Source organism: Tardiphaga sp. 839_C3_N1_4, from assembly GCF_051811045.1.
Taxonomy (GTDB): Bacteria; Pseudomonadota; Alphaproteobacteria; order Rhizobiales; family Xanthobacteraceae; genus Tardiphaga.
The window spans coordinates 5,253,048-5,268,218 of the sequence record NZ_JBPWQD010000001.1 but is presented as its reverse complement, the minus strand read 5'-3'; the positions used below and the strand labels follow the sequence as shown (position 1 = coordinate 5,268,218).

Annotated in this window: 17 protein-coding genes and 2 tRNA genes; 3 read left to right on the top strand and 16 right to left on the bottom strand. The window is 61.9% G+C overall.

Annotated elements, in window-relative coordinates:
- The first annotated feature begins 58 nt into the window (after positions 1-58).
- A complete protein-coding gene (locus AB8A38_RS25175; RefSeq protein ID WP_439087827.1) occupies positions 59-1,999 on the top strand; it encodes a caspase family protein in 1,941 nt (646 codons plus the stop codon).
- Between the two features lie 202 nt (positions 2,000-2,201).
- Here the strand turns inward: AB8A38_RS25175 and AB8A38_RS25170 are convergent, their stop codons facing one another.
- The 11 genes from AB8A38_RS25170 to AB8A38_RS25120 form a co-directional block, all read right to left on the bottom strand.
- Complete coding sequence (locus AB8A38_RS25170; protein ID WP_439087826.1) at positions 2,202-2,876, bottom strand: tyrosine-type recombinase/integrase; 675 nt, start codon at positions 2,874-2,876, stop codon at positions 2,202-2,204.
- 176 nt (positions 2,877-3,052) lie between these two features.
- A tRNA-Phe gene (locus AB8A38_RS25165) sits at positions 3,053-3,128 on the bottom strand.
- A 158-nt stretch (positions 3,129-3,286) separates the two neighbouring features.
- A complete protein-coding gene (gene yacG / locus AB8A38_RS25160; protein ID WP_068734778.1) occupies positions 3,287-3,463 on the bottom strand; it encodes a DNA gyrase inhibitor YacG in 177 nt (58 codons plus the stop codon).
- Positions 3,453-4,076 (bottom strand): Maf-like protein, encoded by a 624-nt coding sequence (locus tag AB8A38_RS25155; RefSeq protein ID WP_315843655.1) that lies wholly within the window; start codon positions 4,074-4,076, stop codon positions 3,453-3,455. Before AB8A38_RS25155 ends, yacG begins: the two co-directional genes overlap by 11 nt.
- A 75-nt stretch (positions 4,077-4,151) precedes the next feature.
- Positions 4,152-4,619, bottom strand: a complete 468-nt coding sequence (locus AB8A38_RS25150) for an arsenate-mycothiol transferase ArsC (protein WP_089266103.1) — start codon at positions 4,617-4,619, stop codon at positions 4,152-4,154.
- A 6-nt stretch (positions 4,620-4,625) separates the two neighbouring features.
- Complete coding sequence (locus AB8A38_RS25145; RefSeq protein ID WP_089266102.1) at positions 4,626-5,123, bottom strand: UPF0262 family protein; 498 nt, start codon at positions 5,121-5,123, stop codon at positions 4,626-4,628.
- Positions 5,120-6,415: a histidinol dehydrogenase gene (gene hisD / locus AB8A38_RS25140; RefSeq protein WP_315843656.1), complete on the bottom strand. Its 1,296-nt coding sequence runs from the start codon at positions 6,413-6,415 to the stop codon at positions 5,120-5,122. Before hisD ends, AB8A38_RS25145 begins: the two co-directional genes overlap by 4 nt.
- A gap of 103 nt (positions 6,416-6,518) precedes the next feature.
- Positions 6,519-6,971 carry a DUF2948 family protein gene (locus tag AB8A38_RS25135; RefSeq protein WP_439087825.1) on the bottom strand — a complete coding sequence of 151 codons (453 nt, stop codon included), beginning with the start codon at positions 6,969-6,971 and terminating at the stop codon, positions 6,519-6,521.
- A gap of 19 nt (positions 6,972-6,990) precedes the next feature.
- Complete coding sequence (gene murA, locus AB8A38_RS25130) at positions 6,991-8,280, bottom strand: UDP-N-acetylglucosamine 1-carboxyvinyltransferase (RefSeq protein ID WP_439087824.1); 1,290 nt, start codon at positions 8,278-8,280, stop codon at positions 6,991-6,993.
- A 126-nt stretch (positions 8,281-8,406) separates the two neighbouring features.
- On the bottom strand, positions 8,407-9,072 hold the full coding sequence (locus AB8A38_RS25125) for an epimerase (RefSeq protein WP_439087823.1): 666 nt from the start codon (positions 9,070-9,072) through the stop codon (positions 8,407-8,409).
- Positions 9,073-9,114: 42 nt separating this feature from the next.
- Positions 9,115-10,050 carry an SDR family oxidoreductase gene (locus tag AB8A38_RS25120; RefSeq protein WP_315843659.1) on the bottom strand — a complete coding sequence of 312 codons (936 nt, stop codon included), beginning with the start codon at positions 10,048-10,050 and terminating at the stop codon, positions 9,115-9,117.
- A 101-nt stretch (positions 10,051-10,151) separates the two neighbouring features.
- On the opposite strand from AB8A38_RS25120, the gene AB8A38_RS25115 reads away from it, so the two are divergent.
- On the top strand, positions 10,152-10,823 hold the full coding sequence (locus tag AB8A38_RS25115; protein ID WP_439087822.1) for a TetR/AcrR family transcriptional regulator: 672 nt from the start codon (positions 10,152-10,154) through the stop codon (positions 10,821-10,823).
- Positions 10,824-10,854: 31 nt separating this feature from the next.
- On the opposite strand, the gene AB8A38_RS25110 is transcribed toward AB8A38_RS25115, so the two are convergent.
- The 5 genes from AB8A38_RS25110 to AB8A38_RS25090 form a co-directional block, all read right to left on the bottom strand.
- Positions 10,855-11,361 carry a hypothetical protein gene (locus tag AB8A38_RS25110; RefSeq protein ID WP_315843661.1) on the bottom strand — a complete coding sequence of 169 codons (507 nt, stop codon included), beginning with the start codon at positions 11,359-11,361 and terminating at the stop codon, positions 10,855-10,857.
- 148 nt (positions 11,362-11,509) lie between these two features.
- Positions 11,510-12,433: an alpha/beta fold hydrolase gene (locus AB8A38_RS25105; RefSeq protein WP_315843662.1), complete on the bottom strand. Its 924-nt coding sequence runs from the start codon at positions 12,431-12,433 to the stop codon at positions 11,510-11,512.
- A 41-nt stretch (positions 12,434-12,474) separates the two neighbouring features.
- The gene (locus AB8A38_RS25100) at positions 12,475-12,783 is read right to left on the bottom strand and encodes a UBP-type zinc finger domain-containing protein (RefSeq protein ID WP_092145281.1); all 309 of its coding nucleotides are present in this window, start codon (positions 12,781-12,783) and stop codon (positions 12,475-12,477) included.
- A 20-nt stretch (positions 12,784-12,803) separates the two neighbouring features.
- Positions 12,804-14,513, bottom strand: coding sequence for an FAD-dependent oxidoreductase (locus AB8A38_RS25095; RefSeq protein ID WP_315843663.1), 1,710 nt, complete (start codon positions 14,511-14,513; stop codon positions 12,804-12,806).
- Between the two features lie 35 nt (positions 14,514-14,548).
- Positions 14,549-14,761, bottom strand: a complete 213-nt coding sequence (locus AB8A38_RS25090) for a hypothetical protein (protein ID WP_315843664.1) — start codon at positions 14,759-14,761, stop codon at positions 14,549-14,551.
- 332 nt (positions 14,762-15,093) lie between these two features.
- Between AB8A38_RS25090 and AB8A38_RS25085 the strand changes: the two genes are divergently transcribed.
- A tRNA-Thr gene (locus AB8A38_RS25085) sits at positions 15,094-15,168 on the top strand.
- Positions 15,169-15,171 lie beyond the last annotated feature (3 nt).

The window sequence follows — 15,171 nt, the reverse complement described above, 5'->3', positions numbered from 1 at the left end:
CGCTACCCAACAGGGGGCTTCTGTAGCAATCTAAGTTATACTTTTTGGAATTTTGATAGTGACCGTCATACGCCTTTTGATCGCGGCTGGGCTCTACTGCACGTTGGTTACAGCGGCTGCGGCAGAAAAACGAGTCGCGTTGATCGTGGGAAACTCCGCCTACAGTCATGTCGGAAGACTTGCGAATCCGGCGAATGACGCGGCCGCCATCGAAACAGTGTTGAGAAAAGCCGGTTTCGATACGGTCGATTCGCGTCGTGATCTTTCCATAAGTGACACGAGAAAAGTACTGCGGGACTTCACGGCAAAGACGCGTGATGCAGACGTAGCCGTTATCTATTACGCGGGACACGGTATTGAAGTCGACGGCATCAATTACATTATTCCGATCGACGCGACTCTTGAGCAGGACACGGATATCTACGATGAAGCGGTCTCGCTCGACCGTATCCTTGTCGCTGTTGAGCCCGCCAAAAAGCTGCGGCTGGTAATCCTTGATGCTTGTCGCGACAACCCGTTCGCCAAGACCATGAAGCGTACGTTGGGTTCTCGCGCGATTGGCCGAGGCTTGGCAAAGGTTGAGCCTACCACGCCCAATACCATGATTGCGTTCGCCGCCAAAGCAGGTTCGACCGCTTCAGACGGCGCGAGCCGCAATAGCCCGTTCGCCACCGCACTCGTGGATCACCTGCCTAAACCCGGACTGGACCTGCGTAAGGCTTTCGGCTTCATTCGCGACGATGTGATGAAAGCTACCGACAACAAGCAAGAGCCCTATGTTTACGGGTCCCTCGGCGGCAACGACGTGTCGCTAGTGCCGTCGGGTGCGGTTCTATTACCGACTGCAGTTGCCCCCCCATCTTCATTGCCAGGCTCCACCAATGCCGATGCCCGGCGTGACTACGACGCCGCAGTGACGATCGGTACCCAAGCGGTTTGGGAGGCGTTTATTGTCGATTATCCGAGAGGCCTATACACGGAGCTCGCCAAGGCGCAGCGCGCAAAGTTATTGGCCGAGGAAGCTCGCAGCGCCGCGGCCGAGCGATCACGTATCGCTGACGAAGAGAAAGCCCGGCTCGCTGCCGACGGTGCGCGTGCGGCGGAACAAGCGAAAGCAGCGAAAGCCGCGAAGGCAGCCGACGAGGTTCGGATCGCTGCAGAAAAGAAAAAAGCAGCGGAAGACGCCAAGCTAGCCGAAGCAGAGCGTGCCAAGACCGCCGCCGTAGCGAAGGCTGCAGAAGAGGCGCGCGTTGCAGCGGAAAAGAAAAAAGCGGCGGAAGACGCCAAGCTGGCCCAAGCAGAGCGCGCCAAGATCGCCGCGGTAGCGAAGGCTGCGGAAGAAGCACGCGTTGCGGCGGAGAAGAAAAACGCTACCGATGGCCCAAATCTACCGGAGAGGAAGCGCGAAGCTGACGGACGCCAGGCGATCTCGCCGAATTTGGATACGGACAGACCTACTGGGCCGGTGGCCAGCGTTGCATCCGATTCGAAGTTCGAAACTTCATCACGATCTGCCGAAAATGCAATTGATATACCTCGTCAAGTACAAGCAGAGCTGCGTAGAGTTGGTTGCAACACCGGAGCCGTTACCAGCGAGTGGAACGGCGCCGCCCAGCGCGCACTCGGTCTCTTTAACAAGCACGCCGGCACCACCCTAGATGTGAAACTTGCAAGTCTTGATGCGCTCGATCTAGTCAAAAGTAAAACCGGCCGCATCTGTCCGCTGGTCTGCGAAAGCGGCTACAAGGCCGATGGCGATCGCTGCACGAAAGTAACATGCCGCGCCGGCTATGAGGTTGGAGACAACAACGCTTGCGAAAAAATCGAAGTCAAGAAGCCGCCGACAAAGCGCGCCCCTTCAACGACCCAGGTAGCGGCGCCCGCCGCGCCGTCCGCGCAAATCATTTGTGGTAATGGTGGCTGCCGCCCAATCGGCAAGGGATGCAAACTAGTGCAGACGCGCAATGGATACGCCGGAAACTTCGAAGTCTGTAACTGAGCACAAATCCGAAATTCCTGTACGCGCCGCGCCGGCGCTGGAGATGTGTCAATCGCTTCGCCGCAGGAGGTGTTCACAATTCACACACGAGCGCGAGCATGAACGTCCGTTTTGCGCCATAAGCGGTCATGGAAATCTTGCATTCGTTCCGTGCGAGACGCGCGCCGCCGACGCTCTGGCCAACAGATTGCGCGTCTCTCTACTATCTCTTATCAGGCAATATTATAGCGCGGAGCTGGCTTGCCGGTTTGAGTCGCGGCGAAAAGTGCCGAGCGTGCCTCGTCGTACCTATCCCAGAGAGTCGCGTCGGCGACCGACGGCCAAGTAACCTTCTCGCCGTTGTCGCATATTTGAAGACACGACCGCTAATGCTGCGGGCGCGTCGGGCCGTGTCATATCGCCCTCGCCTCTCGATCTTTCGAAGTACATCAAGCAATTCCGACGCCTTGATTTCGGCGATCGGTCGATCGCCCAAATCGGCGTTGATGAAGCCGAGAAGCCATTTTTTCTTCTCAATTGTCTTTGGGTCGTCGCCCTCGGCTTCGAACTTCGTGATCAGTTCGTCCGCGACGATCCGGAACGTATTGCTGCGCGCGATGCGCGCCGCGCTGCGATCCAACTTGCGCTGCGCGGACGGATCGATGCCCTTGGCCAGAAGCGTCTTGTTCGCGTCCCGACCGGCGCGGGCGTCGGCGAGACTGACCGCCGGATAGGCGCCCAGCGCGATCAGCTTCTGCTTTCCGTCGAACCGATACGCCTGCCGCCAAAGCCGCGACCCGTTCTTTTCAACAAGCAAATGCAGCCCGCCTCCGTCGCTGATTTTGTAGGGCTTCGTGGCGGATTTGGCGGCACGGCAGGCGGCATCCGAAAGCGGCATCGATTAGGTCCCCGCAGTCAATCTACCAACACGCGATCGACGGGATACCAACAGCAATACCAACAAAAACAACGGCTGCCGGCGGACGGTCGCGAATGTCAGCGAACGAGAAAGCGCTCTAATTCAAGCACTTATAGCACATCAGCGGACAGAGGAGGAAGCTGGGGGACAACAAATGGTGCCCAGGGGCGGGATCGAACCACCGACACTGCGATTTTCAGTCGCATGCTCTACCAACTGAGCTACCTGGGCGCCGCCCCGGATCAGGTCCAGGGAGCGCCGGTTTATAGTCAGGCAAATCGGCCCTGTCCACCCGCCCGATGGCATTTCTGTGAACGAAGATTTTCCCGTCAAAACAATGGGAAATGACCGCTTCGGACCAGCTTGGACAGCGCGAATGCCCGTCGAGCCTATTCGGCGTCCTCGTCATCCGTCGGTTTGCCGGGAATCGCATAGGAGCCCGACAGCCAGCGATTGAGATCGACGTCGCGGCAACGCTCGGAGCAGAACGGCTTGGATGCCTCGACAACGGGCTTGCCGCAGATCGGGCACGGCTTTTCGCCGGATTTGGACACCTTAGCTTGCATTCAACCATCCGAAACGGATCGGGAAGCCCTCGCCGCCCAGCAGGGAGACGGTCTCGTAGAGCGGCAGGCCGACGATATTGGTGTAGGAGCCGACCATCTTGACCACGAAGGAACCGGCAATGCCCTGCACAGCGTAGCCACCAGCTTTGCCGCGCCATTCGCCGGAGCCGATATAGGTCGAGATGTCATCTTCGTTAAGGCGTTTGAAGCGCACCTTGGTCTCGATCAGCCGCTGCCGGAAGCTTTCCTTGGGGGTGACGATGCAGATCGCCGTATAGACGCGGTGGTTGCGGCCCGACAGCAGCCGCAGGCACTGCGAGGCCTCATCAACCAGTTCCGCCTTGGGCAGAATGCGGCGGCCGACGGCCACCACGGTATCTGCCGCGAGAATGAACGAGCCGCGGAGTTCGTCGTCGAGCTGGACCGACTTCAGCGCCGCTTCCGCCTTGGCGCGCGCCAGCCGATTGGCACAGGCGCGCGGCAGTTCGCCCCGCTTCGGGGTCTCGTCGACATCGGCGGGACGCAGCGCATCGGGCTCGATCCCGGCCTGGTTGAGCAGGCTGAGGCGGCGGGGCGAACCGGAGGCGAGAACGAATTTGGGGCGGCCGAGCATGCGGGGTCTGCGATCCTGGAAATGCGCGCGGAACCTATCGGAAGCCCCCTGCTTCGACAACCGCACACGCTGTATTTAGCCGCTGGCAGCACTGCCTTTGGCGAAACGTTTGCGGATCCGCAGCAAAAGCCCATCGCAGACCTCGCGATAGGCAGCCAGTTTCTGGTCGCGGTTACCTTCGGTTCCCGTAGGATCCACCGTCGGCCAGTATTCGACCTCGGCGGCATCGGTGCGTGTCAGATCCAGCGCCTTGTGATGCGCCTCGGGCGACAGCGTGATGATGAGGTCAAAATTGAGCCCTTCCCAGTCTTCGAGTTCCTCGAAGGTCATGGGCTTGTGTCTGGAGATGTCCTGGCCGAGTTCGGCCATCACGGCCACCGCGAAGGGATCGAGCTCGCCCTTCTTCACCCCGGCAGATTTCACATACAGCGCCTGCGGAAACATCTGCTGCAACAGGCTGGCGGCCATCGGCGAGCGCACGCTGTTCTGGCCACAGGCAAACAACACCGCCTGCGGCGTACGCGCGCGTGGCGGCGCGGCCATCAGCGACTAGCCTTTCCAGTGAAGGACGGAGATCAACGTAAACAGCCGCCGCGACGTTTCGAAATCGACGCGCACCTTGCCGGCCAATCGTTCCTGCAGCGTCCGCGAGCCTTCGTCGTGGATGCCGCGGCGGCCCATGTCGATCGCCTCGATCTTGTCGGGCGTAGCGGTACGGATCGCCTGATAGTAGCTGTCGCAGATCATGAAGTAGTCCTTCACAATGCGGCGGAACGGCCCGAGCGACAGAAGGTGCGCGACGACAGGCGTGCCGTCCTCGCGGCGGATGTCGAACATCAGCCGGCTGCCGGTGATGCCGATATGCAGCGTAAACGGGCCGACATGCGCGCCTTCCGGCGCGAACAGATTCTGCTCGATCAGGTCGTAGATCGCGATCGCGCGCTCATGCTCGATATCCGGCCCGGAACGGCCGATCGATTCCTCATCGAGCGTCACCGCCACGATGCGGTTGTTGCTGTCATCCTCTGGTGGAGGGGCATTGCTCATCGCAAATTGAGGCGCAATCCGACCGAACGTGCGTGGGCATCGAGGCCTTCGGCCTTGCCCAGCGTCATCGCAGCCGGTCCCAGCGCCCGCAGCTGATCCGGCCCGCACTTCAGGATCGATGTTCGCTTCATGAAGTCAAGCACGCCGAGGCCCGACGAGAACCGCGCCGAACGCGCCGTCGGCAGCACGTGGTTGGAGCCGCCGACATAATCGCCAATCGCTTCCGGCGTATGGCCGCCGAGGAAGATGGCGCCGGCATTGCGTATCTTGAGCGAGAACGCTTCAGGATCGGCCGTCATGATTTCGAGATGCTCCGCGGCAATGGCGTTGGCGAGCGGCACGGCGTCATCGAGCGCCTGCACCAGAATGATCGCGCCATATTCGTCCCACGACGCGCGCGCGATGTCCGCGCGCGGCAGCGTGGTGAGCTGCGCTTCGACCGCGCGCGCGACATTGTCGGCCAGTGCCTTGCTGTCGGTGATGAGAATCGACTGCGCATTGACGTCGTGCTCAGCCTGCGCGAGGAGATCCGCCGCGATCCAGTCGGCATTGGCGGTGTCATCGGCGATGACCAGGACTTCCGACGGACCGGCGATCATGTCGATGCCGACCTTGCCGAACACTTGTCGCTTGGCAGCGGCCACATAGGCATTGCCGGGACCGACGATCTTGGCCACCGGCGCGACGGTCGCGGTGCCATAGGCCAAAGCGGCCACGGCCTGCGCGCCACCGACGCGATAGATCTCGGACACGCCGCCGAGCTTCGCCGCGGCCAGCACTAGCGGGTTGAGCTTGCCGTCCGGCGACGGCACCACCATCACCACGCGCTCGACGCCGGCGACCCTGGCCGGCACGGCATTCATCAGCACCGAGGATGGGTAGGCCGCAGTCCCGCCGGGCACATAGAGACCAACAGCCTCGATGGCGCTCCAGCGCCAGCCAAGCTCGACGCCCAGCGCATCGGTGAAGCGGTCGTCCTTGGGCAATTGGCGCTTGTGGAACAGCTCGATGCGATCGCGGGCGAATGTCAGGGCCTCGACGGTCTCTGCGTCGCAGGCGGCGACGGCGGCATCGACCTCGGCCGGGCTCACGCGCAGTCCGGAGGCCTTGAGGTCCAGCCGGTCGAACTTACGGGTGGCCTCCAGCAGCGCATCGTCGCCGCGAGCGGCGACGTCATCGACAATGGCGCGCGTGGCAGCCTCGATATCGGCCGCGACTTCACGCTTCATGGTCAGGAAAGCATTGAAGCGCTGGGTGAAATCGGCGCTGGCGGTATCGATACGAATTGGCATTCTGGTGTTCCGGCGGGGCCTTGCCGGCCAAGGCCCCCTGCTCAATGGCGCGGCGGCAAAGGGCCGTCAACCCTGTGCTGCCATGGAAAGGATGAATAGCGGATCAGGCGTCCAGGCCGGAGGCCTCGGTGCCGGCCCCGGATTCGCTGGTGAGATCGTCGGGACCCAGGTCGGCCAGTTCGCATTCCAGACACTCGACGTCCAGCCGAAGTGCGCCCCCACCGGCGAAGATCAAGACGACGCTACCGCCAGGAGGCTCGGCGGCATGGAATTCGATGCCGAACAGTTCCAGCGCGATGTCGGGCGTGTCGAGATCGATATCGCGGGACTTGCAGGCCAGCACGCGGTCGAAGCGCAGCGCCGAGACCAGCCGGCGCGGCGTCACCTCACCCGAAATTGCCTGGTCCCAGTCGAGCCGGCTCATGCCGACCACCAGCCGCTTTTCGCTCTGCCGCCAGATAATGTCGCCGACATTAACGGCCGCATCCTGCACATGCGCAGAAATCACCGCGAGGTCGTCGGCATCCAGTGCAATAAGCTTGCGTTGACCCGTCACGACGACCTCATGTGAGAACCTAGCCGCTGATGCGCTCGATGGTGGCGCCGCAGGCGGACAGCTTTTCTTCGAGCCGCTCGAAGCCACGATCGAGATGATAGATGCGGTTGACCATGGTCTCGCCTTCCGCGACGAGGCCAGCGATCACCAGCGACACCGAGGCGCGCAGATCAGTGGCCATCACGGGCGCGCCGCGCAGCTTGGCCGTACCGTCGATGGTCGCGGTTTCACCGTCGAGGTGAATTCGCGCGCCGAAGCGTGCCAGCTCCTGCACATGCATGAAGCGGTTCTCGAAAATTGTCTCGGTAATATGCGAGGAGCCCGTGGCTGTCGTCATCAGCGCCATGAGTTGCGCCTGCAGATCGGTCGGAAAGCCGGGGAATGGCGCCGTCGACACGTTCACCGGCTTGATGCCCGCGCCGTTGCGCGAGATGCGGATGCCATCGTTGTTCGGCGTCACCGTCGCGCCGGCCTCGACCAGTACGTCGAGCGCCGACTGTAGCAATTCAGGCCGTGCGCCTGAGAGCTGCACGTCGCCCCCGGTCATGGCCACGGCCATCGCATAGGTGCCAGTCTCGATACGATCCGGCAGCACGGTGTGGCGCGTGCCATTCAGCTTGGCCACGCCCTCGATCGTGATCGTCGGGGTGCCGGCGCCGGAGATGCGCGCGCCCATCTTGTTCAGGCAGTCGGCGACGTCGACGATTTCCGGCTCGCACGCCGCATTGTTGATGACGGTCGTGCCCTTGGCCAGCGTGGCGGCCATCAGCGCCACATGGGTGCCGGAGACGGTGACCTTGGCGAAATCGATGTCCGCGCCTTTGAGGCCGCCGGGGGCCTTGGCGATGACATAACCGCCGTCGATGGTGAGTTCGGCGCCGAGCTTCTCCAGCGCCATGATCAACAGATCCACCGGGCGGGTGCCGATGGCGCAGCCGCCGGGTAGCGACACCTTGGCTTCGTGCATGCGCGCCAACAGCGGTGCGATCACCCAGAAGGACGCGCGCATCTTCGACACCAGCTCGTAGGGCGCTGTCGTATCGATGATGTTGGCGGCGGAGATATGCAGGGTCTGGCCCTGATATTCATGGTCGCCCGGGCGCTTGCCGGCCGACATGATGTCCACGCCGTGATTGCCGAGAATGCGCTGCAACTGCGCGACGTCGGCCAGACGCGGCACGTTGTCGAGAATCAGCGTCTCGTCGGTCAACAGACCGGCGATCATCAATGGCAGCGCCGCGTTCTTGGCGCCCGAAATCGGGATCGTGCCATTGAGTTTGCTGCCGCCGACGATGCGAATGCGATCCATACCGATTCCCGCTGATTGCTGTGCCCCGACTATAGGGCGGATGGCCTCTTTAAAGCAAAAGCGTCGAAATTTGCGGTTTTTCGATGAGGCCGGCAGCAAATCTGAAAAAGGGCCGAATCGGCCCGTTTACGCTCCGACCAGGTTGATATCAGGCGTCTCAAGAATGGGCTTGGAATAGCCGTTGCGAACCACCCGGATCATGGCGCGGCCGACTTTCTCCGTCGTGGTGACGTATTTCGGCGCGATCCGGACCAGCAGCCCCCAAAGCGGCGCGGTCGCGGTGTAGATCGCCTGAACCCACGCCGTCTTCGAACGAACACCATGCAGCGGCTGGATGCCACCGGGGCGAAACATATAGGCCGCCTGGAACGGCAGCTTGAGCAAGTCGTTCTCGGTTTTACCCTTGACCCGCGCCCACATCACGCTGCTCTGCTCGGTGCTGTCGGTGCTCTGGCCGGTCACGTAGACGAAGGTCATGCCAGGATTGAGCCGGACCAGCGTGTTCGCGACCGCGAGGGTGATGTCATAGGTGAGCCGGCGATAATCCGACTCGCTCATGCCCAGTGAAGAGATGCCGAGGCAGAACAGGCAGGCGTCATAGCCCGTCAAGTCAGGTGCGATGGCCGACAGATCGAAAAAATCCGTATGCGTGATCTCACGCAGTTTGGCATCGCGTTGCCCGGTAGGACTGCGGCCGACCACGAGCACGGCTTCGACATCGGGATCGAGCAGGCATTCGCGCAGCGCGCCTTGGCCGACCATGCCGGTCGCACCGAACAGAATGACTTTCATGAGACTTCCTTTGGATCACTGACAGTCGATCGCGCGACGCAATCAGGCGGCAATTGCGACCTGATCGAACGACATGCCGGTGAGCGCAGCTGAGACCTCCCACAACCGCGCAGCGACGGCGGCGTCCTGCGCTCGCGGCATGATCTTCGCGGGAGCCGGCGGCCCCTTCATTTCGTAGACGCCGTTCGGGCCGTAATAGCCAGCTGGCTTCGCATCGGGTGAGGTAGCCGCAAACAGCGTGGGCAAGGCACCGGCGGCGGCTGAATGGCTCAGCGGACGCAGCAACCGGCTTCCGAGCCCCATCAAGCCACCACTGCCGGGACCGTTCGGAATGAGATCGGTGAGCGCGAAACCGGGATGCGCGGCATTGCTCATTAGACCCCAGCCCGCGGCATCGCTGCGCCGCTGCAGTTCGATCGCGAAGATCAGCATCGCGAGCTTCGACTGCTGATAGGCTTTCCACGGCTTGTAGAATGTCGCGCCCTGAAGATCGTCGAAGTCGATGAGGCCCGAACGATGCGCAAGACTGCTGAGATTGACCACACGCGGCGCCTTGTTGCGGCGAAGCACCGGGAGCAGACGCGCCGTGAGCGCATAGTGACCGAGATAATTGGTACCGAGCTGCATCTCGAAGCCGTCGGCGGTGGTCTGGCGCGTCGGCAGCGCCATCACGCCGGCATTATTAATCAGCAGATCAAGCGACGCGTACATCGCATCGAAACGGCGTGCGAAAGTAGCGACGGAGTCCAGGCTGGCGAGATCGAGGTGCTCATAGCTGATAATCGCGTCGGGATGTCGCTCGCAGATGCGCTCGATCGCGGCACTCCCCTTGGCGTCGCTACGGCCGGTCAGCACCACTTCGGCGCCGGCTCCCGCAAGCGCCATTGCCGTCTCGAAGCCGAGGCCGCCTGTCGCCCCGGTCACCACGGCGAGTTTGCCGGTCATGGGCGGAATATGGTCGATGCTCCAGTCCGTCATGCTTATATCTCCCCAGGATCGAGAATCGTTGCGCGGCGCGGCCGCCGGACATAAATGTGCACTAAGTGCAAACTTGCAATAGGTGCAGATCGAGGATTGTTGTGACCGCCAGGACGCCGGCTAAGCCGAAGAAAACAGACACGGAATCGGTTGCGGCACCTGTTGTGCCGCCGACCGGCCTGCGCGAACGGAAGCGCCAGCAGACCCGAGAGCGGCTGACCAAGGTCGCGATGGAACTGTTTCTCAGGCGCGGTTTCGAAGAAACGACGCTGGACGACATCGCCGCTGCCGCAGAGATCTCGCGCCGCAGTTTCTTCCATTACTTCGCGTCGAAGGAAGACCTGGTGCTGGCGTGGCAGGATGCCAGCACGGATTTCCTTGTGGCCGCGATCGCCGCAAGGCCCGCGGACGAGCCGATGCTGCTGGCCGCGGAAAATGCTTTGCTCTCGATGGCGCAGCAGCTCGAGAGCTCCGAGGCGATCGCCATTGCGCAATTGAAGCACGGTAATCCCGCGCTGCGCGCGCGCGACCACGTGAAATACGAGAAGATGGAGCGCGCCATCGCTGCCGCGCTCGGCAACCGCGCCAAAGACAAATCCGGCCAATTACAGGCGCGGCTGGTCGCCATGATCACGACGGGCGCGATGCGGATCGGCGGCGAGATCTGGCTAGCGCAGGGCGCGGGCGAAAGACCCGAGGCGCTGGTGAAGCGCACCTTCGGCGAGATACGGGCGATCCTCCGGGAATCGCCCGCCCGAAAAGGCAAAGCCTAGCCGCTATCGGCGGGAGATCGTCGCGCTGCGATCAGGCGAAGCCGCCGGGCATCGGGCGAAACTTCCTGATCGCAAGGAAGGTCGTGACGACGAAGAACACCAGCACGATGCCCTGAACGATCGCAAAAGGCGGCTCACTCGGCGGCACGCTCGGTGCCAGCGCATGAAGCGGCGGGACCTTCAGGAAGCTCTGGATCACCAGCACGAACACATTGAGATAAAGCGAGATCATCGCAGTCAGCACGTAAATCCAGCGCCATGACCCCGCCAGCTTCTGGCCGTACAGCGCCAAACAGGCGACCGCCAGCAGCACCAGCGAAATGATGCCGATGACATGCGACGGCAGCAGTTTTTCGACCGGGAAGAAAAAGCCGGTCACGCTGGTCAGGATCGTCGTCAGCAAAAACAGACCGGTCCAGCCGGGCATCGGCTTTGACTTCAACAACCCGACCATTGCGACAAGGCCCGCGACGATGCCGATCAGGCTGACCACCACATGAAGCAACGTGAACGTTGCCAAGCTCATTCCTAGGACCATGATGCACCCCTGCTTTAGAACTTTTCAAATCTTAGGGTGCAGCGCGGGAACTTGCCAATAGTTTTTGGCTGATAGTCATCATATAGATTTGCGCGCAGGGCGCCGTTTTGTTCAAGACATTCGCGTTCGATCAATAGAGCCGCGCAATCTACTTGTTGAGAAACTCAACCAGTTTCGGGATCACCTGATCGGGAGCTTCTTCCATCAGCCAATGGCCTGAGCCTTTGACGATAACGCCGTCCACATTGCTGGCGACGAGGCGCCCTTGCTCGATCAGAAAAGACCCACCGGCCTTCTCACCGGAGAGAACCAGCATCGGCATTGGCAGTTTGGTCTTGGCAAGTTCGGCAAACTCGGCGGCATCTTTCTCAAAAGCGCGGAAGACCTCGAATCCGGCTGCCATGTGGCCGGGCTTCGCATAGGCCTTGGCGTAAAACACGCGGTCCTTTTCCGGCACCGACTTCTTCGGGTCCGCCGCGAAATCATTCCAGAAGTGCTCGAGGTAAATGCGCTCGCGGCCCGCTACCAGCGCCAGCGGCGTCTTGCCGTAGAAATGAAAATGCCAAAGATCGCGCAGCAGCCAGACATGGGTCCAGTCGCCGACGCCGGGCAGGAACGCATCCATCAACGCGATACGATCGACCTCGGCCGGATATTGCGCAGCATAGGCATAGGCGACCATCAGACCGATGTCATGCCCGACAATTTTCACCTTGGGATATTTCAGGCCGACCACCAGCGCATGGATATCGCGCGCCATCGCCGCCTTGGTGTAGCCATCAGCCGGCGCGTCGGAATCGCCGAAGCCACGCAGATCTGGCGCGATCACCGTATGACTGGCCGCAAGTTTCGCGATCAGCGGGCGCCACATATGGCTGGTCTCGGCATAGCCATGCAGCAGCACGATCGGATCGCCCTTGCCCGCAATGAGATAATGCAGCTTGACGCCGTTGATGGTGGCGAAGCGGCTTTGCGGAGCTTGCGCTGAAGCGGATACGGGGAGAAACGGCGCTGCCAGGACGGCCAGCAGCACACCCAACAAAGCCCGGCGTCCGATCGTAAAAATGTGCATGAAGTCCCCACTGAAACGTCGCCCGCGTCGGGACGATTGTCTCAGTAGTAGCGCGGAATCGGCCCGTTGTGCGGAGTCTTTCGATCCGACAAATCGAACATGACTTCATCGACATAGCACCAGCCCCAGCCTTCGGGCGGATCGTAGCCTTCGATAATCGGATGCTTCGTGGCGTGGAAATGCTTGGTCGCGTGCTTGTTCGGGGAGTCGTCGCAGCAGCCGACGTGACCGCAGGTCCGGCAGATCCGCAAGTGCACCCACATACTGCCCGTTTTCAGGCATTCCTCGCAACCGAGTGCGCTGGGTGTCACATCGCGAATGCCGGAAATATGCGTGCAGCCTTTCGGCATGATGATCTCCCGTTATGAGCTCAAAGGGTTGGCGTGGCCGTATCGCCGAGAAAACCATGCAGCGCCGCCACCACCTGGGCGCCCTCGCCGATCGCGCCGCCGACACGCTTCACCGAACCCGAGCGCACATCACCGACCGCAAAGACACCGGACACCGACGTCTCCAGCGCCTGCACGCTGCGGCCATTGGCGGGAATGCCGGTGATGATGAAGCCATGACGATCGAGCGTGACGCCGCAGTCCGCCAGCCACTCGGTGGCGGGATCGGCGCCGACGAACAGGAACAGATTGCGGATGTCAGCGCAGGACTCCTCGCCGGACAGCCGACTACGGGTGCAGATCCGTTCGAGCCCCGCCTCCTGCGTCCCCTCCAGCGCCACGACTTCGGTGTTGAAGACCAGCTCGATATTCGGTGTCGCCTCGATGCGCTCGATCAGATAGCGCGACATGCTGGCGCCGAGGCCGCCGCCGCGGATCACCATATGCACCTTGTTGGCCTGGCTCGCGAGAAACACCGCCGCCTGACCTGCCGAATTGCCACCCCCGACCAGGTAGATTTCCTGCTCCCTGCAGAGCCGGGCCTCGATCGGAGATGCCCAGTACCAGACGCCGCGACCTTCGAAATCGGCGAGCCGCTCGATATCCGGCCGGCGATAGCGTGCGCCCGATGCCACCACGATGGCCTTGGCACGCATGACATCGCCGTCGTCAAGTTCAAGAGCGAACAGTCCGTCCTTGCGTGAACAGTCCAGCGACTTCACGGCCGCCGGGATCATGATATCGGCGCCGAACTTCTGCGCCTGGTTGAAGGCACGCGCCGTAAGCGCCATGCCGGAGATGCCGGTGGGGAAACCCAGATAGTTCTCGATCCGCGCGCTGGCACCCGCCTGCCCGCCGAATGATTTGGCATCGCACACCGCAATCGACAGGCCTTCCGACGCGCCATACACCGCGGTGGACAAGCCCGCGGGTCCGCTGCCGACGATGGCGACGTCATAGGTCTTGCCCTTGGCGATATGGCTGATCATGCCCATCGCGCGGGCGAGTTCGGAGAATGACGGATTGCGCAGCACCGTGCCGTCGGCCACCACCACCAGCGGCAGATCCTCCGGCGACGGCGTATAGCGCGCGATCAGATCGGCGGCGTCCTTGTCCGTTGCGGGGTCGAGCAGATGATGCGGATAACCGTTGCGGCTGAGAAAACCCTGCAGGCGGATGACATCGCTGGAATTGGCTGCGCCGATGAAAGCCGGACCGCCAGCGCTGCCCTGCAAAAGGTTCACCCGACGCAGGATCAGCGCACGCATGATGCGCTCGCCCAGATCCGCTTCCGCGATCAGCAGTGCGCGCAGCCGTTCCGGCGGAATCAGCAGCGTCTCGACATCGCCTTCAGCATGACCGTCAACCAGCGCGACGCGGCCCGACAGTTGCGCGATCTCGGCGACGAACTGTCCGGTGCACTGATCGGCCACCGGCGTGATACGGCCGAAACCGTCGCGCTGGGTGATCGTCACATGTCCGGACAACACCACGAACATGCCGGGACCGGGCTTGCCGGTCTCGAACAGGCAATCGCCATCCTTGTAATGCCGGATCTCACCGAAGCGGCGCATCCGCTCGATCTCCGCCGCCGTCAGCACGGGAAAAGTCTGATCGTGCCGCGGCAGCGCCGCCCGCGGCGCGTAGGCCGGCAGCTCGGCGCTGGATGATGCTTGGGATTCTGATGACATTTAAACTCGCATGCTCACGCGGCGGACAGGTGCCATCAATCCCGATCGGGATCGACGGGTCTTGAACAGAAGTCCTGTATCTTATCGGCATCCGGTGACGCCTCGACTGCGACGGTATCGCCGGCCTGACTGGCGCGCCCGCGCATTTGCACCTTCCGGCGCTTGAGATTTTCACGCAGCGCCTGGCGCAGCCTGTCGTGACGGGCAGTTGCACTTTCCTTGGCGGGTTTGCTCGGCGTATCGGTCATGGCTGTTATGCTCGATCGAATGGTGTGCAGAGATGCGCCAGATTGGATCCTGAGACCCCATACATAACCGCCTTCAACGTGTCAGGCGAGATGATCGGCTTCGAGGTGATGATCCGGCCAATGAAGGCTCTGCCGGCGGTTGTCGAAGCCATGGGAACCGGATCGACTCGCCAATGGCGAAGCGCAAGGCGGCTGCAACCGCAACAGGCCGACCACACCCCTGTTATAATGATGCATTCTAAGTGCCACCCGCGCTTGCGCCGCCCGTGACCTTGTGGCAAGGATCGCCCCGCTTGGTAGGCGCCCTCGAGGCTGATTCCTGCACCCAGCATGCTGCCGTAGCTCAGTGGTAGAGCACTCCATTGGTAATGGAGAGGTCGACAGTTCAATCCTGTCTGGCAGCACCATTT